The 16618-nt window shown below is 56.3% G+C and carries 11 protein-coding genes; 3 read left to right on the top strand and 8 right to left on the bottom strand.

Annotated features, from left to right (window positions below):
• Nucleotides 1-13: 13 nt before the first annotated feature.
• On the bottom strand, nucleotides 14-2638 hold the full coding sequence (locus J2I48_RS26820) for an ABC transporter permease (RefSeq protein ID WP_207338616.1): 2625 nt from the start codon (nucleotides 2636-2638) through the stop codon (nucleotides 14-16).
• Nucleotides 2635-2970 (bottom strand): PadR family transcriptional regulator, encoded by a 336-nt coding sequence (locus J2I48_RS26815; protein ID WP_207338615.1) that lies wholly within the window; start codon nucleotides 2968-2970, stop codon nucleotides 2635-2637. Before J2I48_RS26815 ends, J2I48_RS26820 begins: the two co-directional genes overlap by 4 nt.
• Before the next feature lie 272 nt (nucleotides 2971-3242).
• On the opposite strand from J2I48_RS26815, the gene J2I48_RS26810 reads away from it, so the two are divergent.
• Nucleotides 3243-3440: a DUF8507 family protein gene (locus tag J2I48_RS26810; protein ID WP_207338614.1), complete on the top strand. Its 198-nt coding sequence runs from the start codon at nucleotides 3243-3245 to the stop codon at nucleotides 3438-3440.
• A 21-nt stretch (nucleotides 3441-3461) separates the two neighbouring features.
• On the opposite strand, the gene J2I48_RS26805 is transcribed toward J2I48_RS26810, so the two are convergent.
• From J2I48_RS26805 to J2I48_RS26795, 3 genes are read right to left on the bottom strand one after another with little or no spacing between them, the layout of a single operon-like run.
• Nucleotides 3462-6116: an ABC transporter permease gene (locus J2I48_RS26805; RefSeq protein WP_207338613.1), complete on the bottom strand. Its 2655-nt coding sequence runs from the start codon at nucleotides 6114-6116 to the stop codon at nucleotides 3462-3464.
• Between the two features lie 3 nt (nucleotides 6117-6119).
• Nucleotides 6120-8762: an ABC transporter permease gene (locus J2I48_RS26800; RefSeq protein ID WP_229376828.1), complete on the bottom strand. Its 2643-nt coding sequence runs from the start codon at nucleotides 8760-8762 to the stop codon at nucleotides 6120-6122.
• Nucleotides 8763-8774: 12 nt separating this feature from the next.
• Nucleotides 8775-9125, bottom strand: coding sequence for a PadR family transcriptional regulator (locus J2I48_RS26795; RefSeq protein WP_207338612.1), 351 nt, complete (start codon nucleotides 9123-9125; stop codon nucleotides 8775-8777).
• Nucleotides 9126-9503: 378 nt separating this feature from the next.
• On the opposite strand from J2I48_RS26795, the gene J2I48_RS26790 reads away from it, so the two are divergent.
• A complete protein-coding gene (locus J2I48_RS26790) occupies nucleotides 9504-9944 on the top strand; it encodes a hypothetical protein (RefSeq protein WP_207338611.1) in 441 nt (146 codons plus the stop codon).
• A gap of 5 nt (nucleotides 9945-9949) precedes the next feature.
• Here J2I48_RS26790 and J2I48_RS26785 read toward each other — a convergent pair whose 3' ends face one another.
• Nucleotides 9950-12355, bottom strand: a complete 2406-nt coding sequence (locus J2I48_RS26785) for an ABC transporter permease (protein ID WP_207338610.1) — start codon at nucleotides 12353-12355, stop codon at nucleotides 9950-9952.
• Between the two features lie 190 nt (nucleotides 12356-12545).
• Here J2I48_RS26785 and J2I48_RS26780 point away from each other — a divergent pair, with 190 nt between their 5' ends.
• Complete coding sequence (locus J2I48_RS26780; RefSeq protein ID WP_207338609.1) at nucleotides 12546-13517, top strand: YihY/virulence factor BrkB family protein; 972 nt, start codon at nucleotides 12546-12548, stop codon at nucleotides 13515-13517.
• Nucleotides 13518-13557: 40 nt separating this feature from the next.
• Here J2I48_RS26780 and J2I48_RS26775 read toward each other — a convergent pair whose 3' ends face one another.
• The gene (locus J2I48_RS26775) at nucleotides 13558-15957 is read right to left on the bottom strand and encodes an ABC transporter permease (protein ID WP_207338608.1); all 2400 of its coding nucleotides are present in this window, start codon (nucleotides 15955-15957) and stop codon (nucleotides 13558-13560) included.
• 73 nt (nucleotides 15958-16030) lie between these two features.
• On the bottom strand, nucleotides 16031-16618 hold a 588-nt coding region (locus J2I48_RS26770; RefSeq protein ID WP_207338607.1), incomplete at its 5' end, for a GIN domain-containing protein.

The following is a 16618-nucleotide window of genomic DNA, read 5'->3' as shown; positions in this document are numbered from 1 at the left end:
ACTGTGGCTTCCTTCACTCACTCCGTAAACTCTTCACGGGGTTCATCAGGGCGGCGCGGATGCTCTGAAAACTGACCGTGAGCAGGGCCGTTACCACCGCCAGCAAACCCGCCAGCCCAAAGACCCACCAGGGCATGTTGACTCGGTAAGCAAATGCCTGTAGCCAGCGGTCCATGATGTACCAGGCCAGGGGCGAGGCGATTACAATAGCCACCAGCACCAGCTTGACGAAGTCTTTGCTGAGCAAGGCCACAATACTCTGTACACTGGCTCCCAGCACTTTGCGTACCCCAATTTCGCGGTTGCGGCGCTCAGCCGAGAATGTGGCCAGGCCAAACAAACCCAGGCACGAGATCAGCACGGCAATACCCGCAAAGACGTTAAATAACTGACCCGCTTTTTGCTCGCTTTGATACAACTGGGCAAAGCTGTCGTCTAGAAAGGAGTATTTGAACGGCTTGTCGGGGTAGCTGGCTTTCCAGATGCGTTCCACGTCGGCCAGTACGTGTTCGGTGGCGCCGGGGTTCACTTTGGTGAAGATGTACGAATGCCAGCCCGGCGCGTTGAAGAGCACCATCGGGTCGATTTTCTCGTGCAGACTCTTGAAGTGAAAATCTTTCGCTACACCAATAACCTGCCCCCGCCGACTTTGAAACTCAAACCACTGCCCCACCACAGGAGCCTTCAGCCCCAGCGACTTCACGGCGGCTTCGTTCAGAATCACGTTGGCCGTATCGAGTCGCTTACCACGCTCAAACCAGCGGCCTTCTGCCAATTTCAGGTTAAACACCGTCCGCATTTCGGGTTCGACCGAAAATTGGGCCACGGTGGGCGTAAAATCGTCGCGTTTGGCGGCCCATTTCAGGCTACCGCTATGGCTACTCATATTGTTAATAATGGGCTGGTTAGCCGACGTTACGCCCGCCACGCCGCTCAACTCACGTAGTTGTTGTTTCAGCACGTCGCGGGCGTGGGTGTTAGACATGGTCTTGCTATAGGGAAGCTGCATGTAAAAGACGTGTTCGCGTCCGTAGCCGGGGTCCTTGCTGTGCACAAAACGCAGCTGCTGAAAAATGATCAGCGTGCTGATTATCAGAATAATAGAAGCTACAAACTGCGTTACCACCAGCCCCTGGCGGAAACGGGCGTTGCCCATGTTCAGCACGTTGCTGCCCTTCAATACCTTCACTGGCAGCAGCGACGAGAGCAACACCGCCGGGTACACACCCGACAGCAGCACCGTCACCGCTACGCTCCCCAGGAGCAGCAACCAAAGCATACCGTTACCCAAATCGAGCGAAAACTGATTGTCGGTGAAGTCATTGAACAGGGGTAGGCCAAGCGCAATCAGCACCAGGGCCAGCACCAGCGCCATGACCGTGAGCAGGGTCGATTCGGTCATGAACTGCCCGAACAACGCACCCCGCCCGGCGCCAATGATCTTTTTCACGCCTACTTCTTTGGCCCGCTGACTGGCCAGAGCCGTAGACAGGTTTACGTAGTTGATGCTGGCAATGACCAGGATAACCAAGCCCACCAGCCCCAGCATCCAGACGGTGTTACGGCTACCTTTGGGCAATTCGTCAGACTGAAACGAGGTGTCGAAGTGAATGGCCGTGAGAGGTAATAGGCTGGCTGTGAGGGTAGAATCTTTTTTGTAAGCCCGGTAGAACTGCGTGAGTTGCTGGCCTACGTTGGTAGCCGAGGTGCCGGGTTTGAGCTGCAAAAACAGTTGGTAGTTGAAGTTATTCCAATCCTGATCGTTCTTCCGGTCTTCGGCCGACCGGAACGAGGCAGCAATGGGCACCAGCACATCGTAGCGGAAACTGGAGTTGGGCCGGTTGGTACGCACCACGGCCCGCACTGTAAGCAGGGTGGTGTCCATGAGCACCGTCTTGTTCAAGGCAGCCTGCGGATCGCCAAACCAGGTGCGAGCTTTGGTTTCGGTCAGGACCAGGCTACCCGGCTCGTCGAGGGCGTGGGCGGCATTGCCCGCCAGAAACTCATAGTCGAAACAGGCAAACCAGGTGGAGTCGATGATGGCGCTGTTCTCTTCGTAGAAAACTGCTTCATTCACCCGAAAACTGACCGGCTGCCAGGGCTTCTTAAACCGCGCAATACGTTCTACGCCCGGAATCTGTCGTTGGGCCAGGTCGCCCAGAATAAGCGGCGAACTAGACCAGACCCAAGGTTCTTCCGACACCTTCAGCGTGTTGGTGACGCGGTAGGTTGTGTCGGCCTTGTGGTGGTAGCTGTCGAAGCTCAGTTCGTTTTGCACCCAGAGCAAAATCAGTACCGACGCCGCCAGGCCCAGGCCCAGGCCGGAGAGGTTGATGAGGCTATACAATTTTTGGCGAACCAGGTTGCGCCAGGCGATTTTGACGTAGTTGCTGAGCATGTCGGGATGAAGAAAAAAGGGTGACGAATAATCGGTGGGTTGGCGTTTGATGGCCCAGGGCCGTGCAAAGCCCAGCAGGTCGCGCCAGTAGCGCCACCGCGCCCGGCGCAGGCCCATGCGCCCAACCTGATAAGCAAATTCTTCGTGGAGGTCGCCCTGAATGGCTTCCAGTCGGTGCGGGGCCACCATCCATTCGAGCAGCCGGTCGGCGAGGCGTGGGGGCTTGGGTGCGGGCTTCATGCGATAGAGAGCGTAGGGTTGGCCGGTACGTTGTTCCAGAGTTGCGCCCGCATAGCTTGGATGTCCTGTAAGGTACGGTAGCCGTAGGCCGTAACAGTAAAGAGTAGTTTGCGTCGTCCGCCGCGTTCGGGCGTAGGTTCGCCGAGGCGCGAGGCCACCATGCCCTTCTCCTGCAAGCGGTGCAGGGCCGCGTGTACCTGATTGAGCCGCACGGCGCGGTCGGTTTCTTCATTGATTTTGTGGGTGAGGCCCAAGCCGTAGCCTTCGCCGTCGAGGGCCGCCACAAGCAGCAGCACGATCTCTTCAAACTCCCCCAGGTACGTCCGTTTCATGGCTGGTATATTACTTCCATCTTTGCTGAGCAAATCAACGGCCACAAACACAAAATCGCCGTTTCTAAGCTAGAAACGGCGATTTTGTGTGAAAATGTACTGTGCCAATTGTCCGTTTTTGGACACTAGTCGGACAGTTTACTCGCTCCGCAAGCTCTTCACGGGGTTCATCAGCGCGACGCGTATGCTCTGGTAACTGAGGTGTAGCGCGTTGAGGCAGCATAAGCGATAGGAATTGAAAAGGCCAATGGTTTGTTCTACCAAAAAAAGCGATGCTACAACCCCCTCTAACAAACGTACAGGCCGAACTGCTGAAGGTCTTTTCCCGGCAGATTCCCGACGAGGATTTGCTGGAACTGCGGCGCGTTATGGCTTCTTTTCTGTTACAGAAGGCCCGCCAACGAGCCGATGCTATCTGGGAGCAAAAGCAGTATACTGACAGCACCTTTGATCAACTCCTGCTGTTTTAATTACCGTAACCGTTGCCTTATTTACTCGCTCCGTAAGCTCTTCACCGGGTTCATTAAAGCGGCGCGTATGCTCTGGTAACTCACGGTGAGCAGAGCAATAGTAATAGCTAATCCGCCCGCCAGCGCGAAGACCCACCAACGGATCTCAATCTTATAGGCGAAATCTTGGAGCCAACGGTGCATAGCATACCAGGCCAGGGGTGAGGCAATGACGATGGCCACCAGCACCAGTTTCAAAAAATCTTTACTCAGCAGCGACACAATATTCGCGACGCTGGCCCCCAGCGCTTTCCTGACGCCGATTTCCTTCGTGCGTTGCTGAGCAGTGTAGGTTGATAGGGCAAACAACCCCATGCAGGCGATGGCAATAGCAAGTCCGGCAAACCCACGAAACAGGGTCGCGATGCGCTGCTCAGCTTCGTACTGCTTGTTGAAATCCTGATCCAAGAAAAAGTAATCGAAGTCGTAGCCGGGAAAGCGCTCTTTCCAGAACTGACCCACCTGCCCTACTGACGTGGACAAATCCTGCGGGCCTAAACGCAGTGCCACATAGCGGTAGGCGTAGGGGGCAATAAACGTCAGCATCGGCGTGATCGCCTGCTGCAACCCGTGCTGATGAAAGTCGGCGATTACGCCAAGTACCCGCCCGTCGTTCATGCCCGACGTCTGTATTTTCTTGCCAACGGCTTCGGTGGGTTGCCAGCCGAACGCTTTGCAGGCGGCCTCATTGAGCAGTACACCGTTCTGTACGTCTTCGGCCAACTGCGCGTCGTAGGACCGCCCCGCCCGCATTGTCAGGCCCAGCACCTGTACATAATCGTGGTCAACGGGAATCACTTCTAGCGACAGTGCTTGCTCTTTGGGGCGACCTTCGGGGTAGACCATCTGCCCGTTCCAGCCCGCTCGGCCCGGCAGTGCTGTTACGCCCGTTACGGCCTGCACGTTGGGTATCGCTATTAACTGTGCCTTGATCGTCGCGTAGTTGTCAATGAACTGCCGCCAAGGGAGCTTTTTCAACTCCACGACCAGTACGCGGTCTTTGTCGAAGCCTAGTGCCTGCCCCTGCATGAAGTGCAGTTGCCGCGACGCTACCAACGTACTGATGATGAGCACCAGCGACACCGTGAACTGAAACACGACCAACCCCTGACGCACCCACGCCCCTTTGGTGCCCTTGACGACCTGCCCTTTCAGCGTGTCCACGGGCCGGAACCGTGCCAAGATTAGGGCAGGATACCAGCCCGCCAGTGCTCCGATAAGCAACACCAACAACAGACTAGCCAGTAGTGCACCGGGTTGAATAAGCAGGGTGAAAGGAATGACTTTGTCGGTCAGCCGGTCAAAAAAGGGCAGCGATAGGGCCACGCCCCCCCACGCCAGCACACCTGCAAGCAGAGCCAACAGCAGCGATTCACCAATGAACTGCGCGATCAACAACGACGTACCGGCTCCGATGGCCTTGCGTACGCCCACTTCCTTTGCGCGCTCACCCTGATGCGCGGTAGTCAGGTTGATAAAATTAACCCCCGCTAGCAACAGCAGAAATAACCCAATGGCTCCCAGCACGTAAAGCTGCTTGGCACTACCTGCCGGTCGGTTGATACCCCCGCCTGTGGAGTGAAGATAGATTTTCGGCAAGGGTTCCAGCACCTGCTCGACGTACATGCCGCTGCTTTTGTACTCGCTACTGTTGTATTTCATCGGTAATGCTGCTATGGTCCGCTCAACGGTGGTTGGGTCGGCAGACTTGTCGAGCAGTATGTAGCAATACTGGTCCCACGTGAACCACTGATCCATTTTACCACCCAAGGCAGCGAACGTGGGCAGCGATAGCAGCACGTCAAAATTGATGTGCGAAGGCGGTGGATCTGCCAGCACACCCGTTACGGTGAAAGTGAGCGTGTCGGCCAGTTGCAGCGTTTTGCCTAAGGCCGGGCTGTCACCGAAATACTTGTGGGCCGTGCTCTGGGTTAATACCAGCGAATAGGGGTCTCGCAGGGCCGTCCTGGCGTCGCCCGCTACGAGCCGATAGCTGAACGCTTTAAGAAAAGCCTCGCCCGCGTACAGTTGGTTGTCGAAGAAATACTGATTGCCGTGTTTGACGGAAAACTTTGTCATCCTGATGGGCACCACCGCCTCAACGCCGGGCACCTCGCGTTGAATGACTTGGGCCAATGGCCGCCCGGTGGTGGGAGCAGCCATTTCTGATTGCCCCTTGGAACGATTAATCGTCACGACGCGGTAAATCCGGTCGGCGTTGGCATGAAACCGGTCCACGCGCCACTCATCGTAAATGTACAGAGCTATAAGGCCACAGGCTATAAGGCCGATTGTCAGACCCAGCACGGTAGTGAGCGAATACAGCTTATTTTTTAACAGGTTCCGCCAGGCGATTTTAAAGTAGTTGCGTAACATATCGGGGCTGAGTAAGAAAGGTGATGGGTATTCGGGAACGTGTTTTGACTTGGCCAGTGGTCGTAACAACCCTACTACCGCCAGCACGTAGCGCCAGTTGGCCCGGCGAGTGCCCAGGGTGTGGACCCAATGACTGTATAGTTCGAGTAGGTCGCCCTCAACCTCTTCACGGGTGTCGGGGTGGCCCAGCCGCGTGAGCAGGTACGTCGCCCAGCGCGGTGGGATCGGGTTAGCGTTTTGAGGTACATTGGTCGGCTTCATAGCCTATTCGCTTTGTAAACTCTTCACCGGATTGACCAACGCGGCCTTAAGGCTTTGAAACGATACGGTCAGGAGCGCAATCAAGATCGCCAACGTACCGGCCAGCGCGAACATCCACCACGTTAGTTCGATGCGGTAGGCGAAGCCTTCCAGCCAGCGGCTCATCACGTATCCAGCCAGTGGTGAGGCGAGGACGACGGCAATCAGCACCAGTTTCAGAAACTCTTTGTTCAACAGCGCAATAATGCTGGTGATGCTGGCCCCTAACACTTTACGAATGCCAATCTCTTTGGTCCGTTGCTCAGCGGTGAACGTCGCTAAGCCGAACAACCCCAGACAGGCGATGAAGATCGCTAAGCAGGCAAAGGCCATTGTCAACGTACCCACGATGGTTTCGTTGCGGTACTGTCTGGCAAAATCGTCATCAACGAAGCCGTAGTTGAACGGAAATTTAGGGTTCATCTCGCGCCAGAGCGTTTCGGCGTTTTGCAAGGCCTGCTCGGTTTGGCCGGGGGCGGGGCGCACCAGGATAACGCCCGCGTCGGGTTGCTTTACAGGTATTAATCGAACGATGAGGGGCCGGACCGCCACGTGCAGCGAATTGAAATGGAAATCTTTCAGCACGCCGATGATGGTGCCGGGCGTACCCCAGAATGTGAGTGGCTTACCCACCGGATTGGCAAAGCCCATGCGCCGGGCGGCGGCTTCGTTGATGAGGTAATTGCTTGAGTCAGCTCCGTAGGCGGGCGAAAAGTCGCGGCCCTGCACGAGTTTCAGGTTCATTGTCTTGACGAAGTCGTAGCCAACGCTGGTGTTGTTGAACTGAATGGCTACCGTTGGGTCTTTCCCCGGCCAACGTACCCCGTCTGACGTAGAACCGTTGTATAATGGGTTCGATTTCAGGAACGTAACCTGCTGTATGCCGGGCATTTGTGACAATCGTTCCTTAAACTGCTGGTACTGATGTATGAGTGCTCCCTCGCGGCTGAGGCTGATCAGGTTGGCGCGGTCGAAGCCGAGGTTTTTCTGCTGTATGTAGTGTAGCTGCCGGTAAATGACCAACGTACCCACGATCATGACCATCGACAACACAAATTGAAACACGACCAGCCCGCGCCGGAACTGTTGCGCCCCTGCGCCAACCCGTAGGGCACTTTTTAGCACCCGTACCGGACTCAGCGATGACAGGAAGAGGGCTGGGTAACTACCCGCCAACGCGCCCACGACCACCGCCAACCCGAGCCACATTGCCCAACTTTCGGGCGAGGCCAGTGGCATAACCAACCGTTTCTCCGTCAGTGTATTAAACGATGGCAGCACCACGGCTACGGCAATAACAGCCAGCCCCAGCGCCAGCAGGGCCAGCAAAAACGTCTCGCCCATAAACTGCCCGATGAGCGATGCCCGCCCGGCCCCCACCACCTTCCGAACGCCCACCTCCCGCGCCCGCTTCGCCGACCGCGCCGTGGCTAAATTCATGAAGTTGATGGCGGCAATCAGGAGCAAAAACACGGCCACGCCCACGAACATGCGGACGTATTCGATGCGCCCGCCGTCGCGCTGCCCGTTGCGGAAGTGCCCGTATAGATACGCTTCTGTTTCGGGCTGCAAAAACAGTTCGATGTTGAAATTGGCATTGATGTCTTTATTGCGGCCTTTCAGAAATGTCTTCAGCTTGGCGTTGACCTTCGCTACGTCGGCCTCAGGCCGAAGTTGTACCCGCGTTGTGGGACCGGAATTTTCCCAGTGGGTGAGCCATTGCTCCTGACGCAGGAAGTCCTGCCAGTTGCGGACATAGTCATATTTCTCCGGTGCGTTGGCGGGGAGGTTGGCAAACACCGCCGTTACGCGGCAATCTTGCCAATCATCAAACCGAAGCGTCTTACCAATCGCCTGTTGTACCCCACCGAAATACACCTTTGCTACGTTCTCTGAAATGGCTATTGAGCCGGGGGTGCTGTTGGCCGTTTGCGTGGTGCCTTCCAGCAGCGGCACGTCGTATAGGCGGAACCAGTCGGCCCCCGCGTAAAGACCTTTCTGCCGGGTGGTCACGGTGCCTGCCATCAACACATTTTCCACTGCCGCCATATTGGCGGCATAGACCACTTCGGGCAAGACGCGCTTAAGCTCATCAGCCAGAAGACCGGGCGTGTCTTCGTCAGTGACAATGCGTCCGTCGGCAATTTCGTGTTCCATCACCCGGTGCAGGTGTTGTGCACTGGGATACTGCGTGCCGATGCGTAGTTCGTCCTGCACCCAGAGCCAAATCAGCAGGCTGCTGGCCATACCCAAAGCCAACCCCAGCACGTTGATGGTCGAGAACGTTTTGCTACGTACCAGATTCCGCCAGGCGATTTTAAGATAGTTGCGAAGCATATCAAGGTTAAGAAAGAAAGGTGACGGATATTGCTCGGAACGCCGACCGGATACGTACCTGGGTTTGGCAAAAGGCCGTAATAGCTTCAGCGCGTTGAGGCTGTAAAGCCAGTTGGCCCTTCGTGACCCGTGGGTGCGCACCCAGAGGGCGTAGAGTTCGAGCAGGTCGCCCTGCACCTCTTCGTGGGTGTCGGGGTGGCTCAGCCGCGTTAGCAAGTACGTAGCCCAGCGCGGCGGTCCGACGGGTCGGGGTTGCGGGTGTCGGTGCATGGCTAGTGGGAATCAATACCCCATGAGTTGCAGCGCTTGTGGGGGCAGGGCTTCCCAGAGTTGGGCGCGTACCTGCTGCACCTCTACCAAGGCTTTTCGTCCGGTGGCGGTGAGGGCAAAAAACCGTTTCCGGCGACCACCGCGTTCGGCCGTGGCCCCGCCCATCTGCGAGGAGAGGTAGCCTTTTTCCTCCAGCCGTTGCAGCGTAGTGTGCACGGTGCTGAAACCCACGGCCCGGCCCGTTTTCTGCTCAATTTCCTGCGTCACGGTCACGCCATATGCCGCCTCGTCGCCGCCACCGGAAAGCACGGCCACGGTGAGCAGTACGATCTCTTCAAACTCACCCAAAAACGCTCGCTTCATGGCATCCTGATTTTATACGATAATGTCGATCAAATGCGGTGCCAAGCCAAAAAAATGCCCCTACGTAGTTGTAAGGGCATTTTATGTAAAACCCGTCTGTCCGATTTTGGACAGTTGAACGGACAATGCAAACCAAAGCAGAGTAGAGGCCGTCTAAGACAACAACGAAAAAGACCTTCCAATGGGCTTCGTCATAGGGCTGGCTACCAATTGATTGTTTGTAAATAGTCTTGGCTATGATACGCACGAGAATACAGCCTGTTGAACGTAATCTTTCTATGCTATGAATGGACTTTCAAAAAAACGGGAACAGCAGCAGCGTGTATTTTTTTCGGCCTAAACGCCTACCTTAGATAAGCGAACAAGACTATTACCACTATGTATTTTCCCGCAGTTAACCCCTCATTTGTTCATGAAGATCAGGGCGTATGGGCACCCATCGACCATCAGCGGGTGATTTCATTGCTTACCATGGGACTTGGCATTTTGTATCATCGTGAAAAATCGATCCTGCTGGAACCGCTTCCCGAAACCATGTTGGATGAGGGCAAAGCCAGCTTAGTGCCAGATATTTCGCTTCGTGACAACGCCCAATCGCTAACACCCATCATTATCGAGGTGTGCCATACCAATGGCCTGCGGGCCGATTTACGTAAGGTTATTCAACTCATTGATGATGATCTGTATGGTATTCGCGAGGGTTTCGTGTATGATTACCGAACCAGCGAGTGGCTTCGTTACCGCTTTGGCGATGGCGGTTTGACCACGCCAACGTCATACTCGGCCATTCTTGATCTGGACATGAATAGTTTTCTGTGAACGTACTATTCACTCCGCAAGGCCTTCACCGGGTTCATCAGCGCCGCTTTGGCTACTTGCAGGGCCACTACAATACTGGTCAGGACGGCCAGCGCGATAGCCACCAGCGCAAAGGGCGAAGCCGTCAGGCTGGTGTGGTAGGCGTAGGTGGCCAGCCAGCCCGACAGCAGCCAGTAGGCCAGGGGCCACGCCAGCGCGTTGGCCAGCAGGATCACCCAGGCGTATTCGCCTAAAAACAGGCCCACCAGGTTAGGCACCGATGCCCCCAGTACCTTCCTGACGCCCAGCTCTTTGGTGCGCCGCGCCACGCTCAGCGACACCAGACCCACCACCCCCAGTAGCACAATAAACAGGGCTAGCCCCGTGGCGAGGTAAGCCGCTTTTTCCAACTGAAGCTCCGATTGGTATAGCTTCTGAAGTGTCTGATCCATAAAGGCATAGTCGAAGGGTGCGTCGGGGAAGCGGGTGCGCCAGGTGCGTTCCAGCGCGGCAATAGCGTTGCGCGGGTTGCCCCTCAGCCGGAAGGAGAAAAAGCGGTAGATCTGTAGGTTCTGCGTGTGGCCAATGGCCACCGGACCAATGGCTTGGTGAAGGGTGCCAACGTGAAAATCATGCACCACGCCCAGCACCCGGAGGGGTTGTGGGCTGCCCTGCACACGTACCAGCTGATCAACGGCGGCGGCGGGCGTGGCATAGCCCATCAGGCGGGTGGCGGTTTGGTTGAGCACAATACCGCTTGAATCCTGCGGCGCACCGGCCGGGTGGAAATAGCTGCCAGCCAGCACTTTAAGTCCGTAGGTGCCGGCAAAGGATTCGTCGGTAGTCATGGATTTCATGCTCACGGCCCTTGTCGAGTCCTGCCCCGGGCGGTATACGTTGGCGCTGTTGCCCACGTTGCCGTTCGGGATTTCGAACGATAAACTCGCCGACGTTACGCCCGGCAACCGACCCAGTTCGGCGCGGACGGCCTGCATCCGGGTTACGCCCGCCGCCGACCAGTCGCGGGGGAGCGACGAGACCGTGAGGACGGATTCTTTGCTGAAACCCAGGTCGCTGGTAAAGAAAAACGCGATCTGCCGCGACACCATCACCGCTCCTACAAACACCACGATAGCAATGGCGAACTGCCCCGTAATGAGCGCCCGCCGGAACAGGCTCCCCTCCCGCACAGACCGCAGCTTGCCCTTGAGCGAATCGACCGAGGAGTAGGCCGACAGGTACAGCGCCGGGTAGCCCCCCGCCAGCCCCCCCACCAGCAGCATTAGACCCAGCAGGCCCGAAAAAAACAGCCCCGGCAGGTGCCAGAGTGGCGGAATAGGCTTGCCTACTACATCTATGAACAGGGGCCGGAACAGGCTGTACAACACCAGCGATAGCAGGGTGGCGATGGCCGTGAGCACTAGGGCTTCCATCAGGAATTGGGCCGTAAGCTGCCAGCGCAGGCTGCCCAGGGCCTTCCGAACCCCAATCTCGCGCAGCCGCCCCGACGAGCTACCCAGCGACAGGTTTACGAAATTGACCACGGCCATGAGCAGAATAAACCCGGCCACTGCCAGCAGCGTCACGATCAGTTGCGCCACCAGCCCATTGTTGCTTTGGCGGTAATAATCGGTTAGGGACGTGAGGTAGGCAGTCAGGTTTTTTTGCGTTTCGGGCGGGGTGTTGGTCCTGATGAGTTGGGCCAGTGGTTCCTGCAACTGCTCCGGCAACACGCCCGGCTGTAACTCCACGTAGGTGACGATGTAGGGGTTGGCCCACACCGTGAAATCGGCCCCGAAACTGGCTAGACTCCCCGCCGACATAAACACCTCGTTGACCTCGGTCAGCAGGTGCGAGACGGAGTTGTTGGGCAATGCGTTTAACACGCCCGTGACAAGGTAGTCGCGCTTACCGGCCTGCGGTGTCTCTACGGTCAGCGACTGGTTGAGCACGTCGGTTTTGCCGAAATATTTCAGGGCTTTATCGGCCGTAATCACGATGGCGTTGGGGGCGATCAGGGCCGTGCGCGGGTCGCCGTGGAGGAGGTCAAACCCAAACATGGTTAGCAGGGTAGAGTCGCCGATCTGGATCGACTCGCGGAAGTGGTTGGTACCCCGCGAGATGGTGGCGTTGACCCCGTGAAACCGGTAGTAGTTAGCCACCAGCGCAGGGTAGTTGGCCCGCAGGGCCGCGCCCATAGGGGCCAGCGTGGTTAAGGGCATACCCTGGTTGGCGTCGGTCCAGCGGCTTTGCACGAGGTACTGCCGGTGGGCGTGGCGCAAGCCGGTATTGACCTGATATTCAGTCCAGACATAGGCCCCGATCAGGGCAGCGAATGTGATACCCACGGCCAGTCCGACGATATTGAGGAGTGAATAAAAACGGCGGGTCAGCAGGTTCCGCCAAGCGATTTTGAGGTAGTTGTTGAGCATAATATACCTATCGTTTTCCAGGTAGGAAAGGTACGTATACTGCTAACAAACAGGCCGTTAAGAATTGTTAAGGTTGAGTAAGACGCTGCCAAACAGCCAATGCAGCCGGGTCAGTCGATGGGTTGGAAAGGACATTTTGGCCAACGGCTGGTTATCAAGATGAAACGTTATTTTTTACCCGTCTCTGCCGATGACTACCGAACAAAACGTCAAAAAAGGTTTTTTCGCCAACGCCCGGACTGTCCTGGGCGACGCTGGCAACGGCTTCCTGGACGACCGCGGCCTGAAGCTAAGCGCCGCCCTGGCCTACTATACCATCTTCTCCCTGGCCCCGCTGCTGGTACTGGTTATGTCGCTGGCTAGTATTTTTCTGGGGCAGGAAGCCATTCAGGGCCAGATTTTCGGGCAGATCAATGGGCTGGTGGGCAATGAAGCCGCGCAGCAGATTCAGACGATGATCAAAAACGTCAGTCTGTCGAACAAAACCAACACGGCCCTGCTGGTCAGCATTGGTACGCTGTTTATTGGAGCCACCAGCATTTTTGTGGAAATACAGGATTCGATTAACCTGATCTGGCGCGTGAAAGCCAAACCCAAGAAGGGATGGCTCAAGCTAATCAAAGACCGGCTGCTGTCTTTCTCGCTGGTAGTTAGTTTGGGTTTTTTGTTGCTGGTTTCGTTTATTATCAATGGGTTAATACTGGCATTGGGTAGCCAGTTGAGCCGACTGTTGCCCGGCTTAAGTGTATATGTAGTCAGTGGCATCAATTTCCTGATCAGCACAACCGTTATTGCTCTCTTGTTCAGCGTGATTTTCAAGGTGCTGCCCGACGCTAAGATTGGCTGGAAAGACGTGCGCTGGGGGGCGCTGTTCACGGCCCTGCTGTTTATGCTGGGTCGCTACGTCATTGGCCTCTACATCGACACCACCGGAACGAGTTCGTCGTATGGAGCCGCCGGGTCACTCATTGTGGTGCTGACCTGGATTTACTACACCGCCGCCATTCTCTACTTCGGAGCTGAGTTTACGCAGGCCTATGCCAACCACTTCGGCATCAGGATCGAACCCGCCGACCACGCCGTTTATGTAGAGCAAACCGAGCGTGAGCGCGACGTAAAAACGATCCCAACTGAACAGAAAGTAGCGCAAAGCAGTCAGTAGTAGTATGTTGACGGCAGCCACTTCCTATTGCCACTCCCTTTTACTCACTCCGCAAGCTCTTCACCGGGTCCATCAGGGCGGCGCTAATGCTTTGGTAACTGATTGTGAGCAAGGCAATTGATGTACCTAAGCTGCCTGCCAGCACAAACACCCACGGGCCAATCTCGACCCGGTAGGCGAAGCTTTGCAGCCAACTGTTCATGGCCCACCACGCCAGCGGCGAGGCAATGGCGATGCCCACTATTACCAGCTTTACAAAGTCGCGGGTAAGCAGGGCCACGATGCCGGAGACGCTGGCCCCCAGCACTTTACGAATACCAATTTCTTTCGTGCGCTGCCCCACCGTGAAGGCAACCAACCCGTAGAGGCCCAAACAACAAATGAGCATGGCCAAGAGGGAAAACGCGTTGGTAAGTGTCGAAAGGGTAGTTTCGGTTTGGTAGAAGTGAGCTAGGTTGTCGGTCAGCCATTCGTAGTCAAATACGTCCGTTGGGTAGAGCCGCTGCCAGACTGCCCGGATGTGAGCCAGCGTCCGCACCGATGATTGCCCCGCTATGCGGATTCCCGCCTGCCGGTACATGGCTGGGTAGGTAGCGATGAAACAGGGACCAATGGGTTCATGCAAAGACCGCTGGTGAAAGTCCCTCACTACACCCACAATAGGCAGCGGCACCGCCGACAGGTAGTATTGCATTCGCTTACCTAACACATCCTGCGGCCTGCGGAAGCCAAGTTTATGCAGTAGCGTTTCGTTAATAACGTATTCTCGGATGGAATCGCCCTCCACAATATTCCGGCCTGCCAGCAACTTGAGATTGTACGTTTTGAGGTAGTCTGCATCGGCAAGCCGTTCGCGAACGGGATAGGGCGTCCAGTCCATTTTTGCCCCGAATTTAAGGGAGCCGCCATTCATCACTTTAGACGACGGCGGGCGGTACTGCAGCGTGACAGATTTGATGTTGGCGTAACGGTTTAGCTCGTCTTTGAAAGCTGACCACGACTTCTTTTCGGCCATTGGCAGATTGATTGTCAGCACGTTGCCGGGTTGAAAGCCAAGGTCTGCCTGCTGCATGAACCGCACCTGCTTAAGCACGATAAGTGACCCCACCAGCAACGCTTGACACACCACAAACTGGAGCACCACTAACCCTTTCCGGATTGAATAGCCACCTGTTGTTGCTGCGGTGAGCGTTCCACGCAGGCTCATCGCCGGGACAAATCCCGATAGCACAAACGCCGGGTAGCCCCCCGCCAATACGACTACCAGGAGCATTAACGCGCTGATAAACAGACATATAATTAGATCAGGATGGAATGAAATAGGCACACGGACCCAGCTACCGAACAGCGGCAAGCTAACCCACGTCAGCACTATGGCCAACCCGGTAGCCACGCTGATAATCAGGCCGGTTTCGAGCAGAAATTGCCCCGCTAGTTGCTTCCGCGAACTACCCAGGGTTTTGCGAATGCCCACTTCCTTGCTCCGCCGGAAGGCTTGTGCCGTGGCCAGATTGGTGAAATTGATGCAGGCAATAAAGACGAGAAACGCGCCAATCAACCCCAGCGACACCAACAGCGACCGTCGGATAACTCCGCCAACGCGCGTTACGTCGAAATGTACGTCGGCCAGCGGTTGGGTGTGGAACTCATACGCCTTGGCCATGTCGCCAAACTGTTTTTTGGCCAGTTTGGGAAAGGCAGCGTCAAGTTGACTGGCCTGAGCGGAATTTTTCAGCGTGACGTACAGCCGGTCGGTGCTGCTGAAGTTCCACCACTCGTCTTTCGCGTCATACGTAGGGTTGAATTGCCGATGGGTGGCTATGGAAATAAACAGCCCGACATGCGTATCAGTGGGGTTGGCGGGATCGGCCACCACGCCTGTCACGGTAGCGTTTATGGTGTGGTCGAGCTTGACGACCTGCCCGATAGGGGCGGCGTCGCCGAAGTACCGTTTTGCCCAGGATGCCGTCAGTACAATACTTCCGGGCATAGTTAGGGCTGTTTTCGGGTTACCACTGAGCCATTGATAATCAAAAATCTGGAAGAACTGGGGTTCTACGAGGGCGGTGCTTTCCTGCTCCAGAAACGGCGTAGACGCGGTACGTCCGGGCCGTCTGACGCTAACCGTCAGTGACCGGTTCATCCGTAGAAACGCGGCTTGTTCCACCTGCGGGTAGTCCGTACGTAGTACCTCAGCCATCGGCAGCGGCGCTTCGGGATACGGTTCTACCGAGCCATCATCGAGGTGCAGATCGGTAGTGATGCGAAAAATACGGTCGAACTTTGTGTGGTGCCGGTCAACGCTCAGGTGGTGGCGGATGAACAGAAAAATGAGCAACCCGCCCGCCAGGCCCACACTCAGCCCGAGTATATTAAGCAGCGTATAGCTGCGCTGCCCCAGCAAATTTCGCCAGGCCAGTTTAAGTTGATTGCTGAGCATATGCCTCCCTATCGTTTCCGGCCGGAAAGGTACATACAGGGCTATTGCACAGGTTGTTAATGATTGTTAATCGTCACTCTTTCACCACATACACCTGATTAATGATGCTGGCGTGGCTGGCGTTGACGGCGTTGGCCGAGCGGGCGTTGATACGCACGGTGGCGTTGGCTTTGGTAACTACGTTGGCCTGTTGTACAGGCAGCTTGTCGGCGTTGATGGTGCCATTGGCGGTGCTGAGCAGGTTAAATGTGTCGACGGCGCCGAGCAGGGTTACGGTGCCGTTGGCTTCGTTGGTAAGGTTGAACTGCGCCCCCGTCAGGCCCCGTACCAGCACGTCGCTGTTCGAGCGGGAGGTGAGCTGTGTCAGCCCCGGCGCATTGATTGTGATGCTGATCGTGGCTTTGTTCACCCACTTACCGGCAGGCTCTTTAAACGACAGCGTCAGCGTGCCGTTGTCATTAACATACTGAATCAGCGACAGCAGGTTGTCATCTACTCCAATTTGTACCGACGGGCTGGTTGCCCTGGTATTGACCGTAATTGAGGCCGGAAACTGGTTGATGATGACGCGCTCGATGGGCTTCACCGGAATGGCTTCGTCCACGATTCGACCACTGCCGCGCAGTTCGTTAGCGGCGGTGTAGGGAACGTCCTGCGCATA

It is taken from the genome of Fibrella aquatilis (genome assembly GCF_017353255.1).
In the GTDB taxonomy this organism is placed as follows: Bacteria; Bacteroidota; Bacteroidia; order Cytophagales; family Spirosomataceae; genus Fibrella; species Fibrella aquatilis.
Note: the sequence above shows the minus strand (reverse complement) of the source record. Positions and strands in the feature narration are given on the sequence as shown.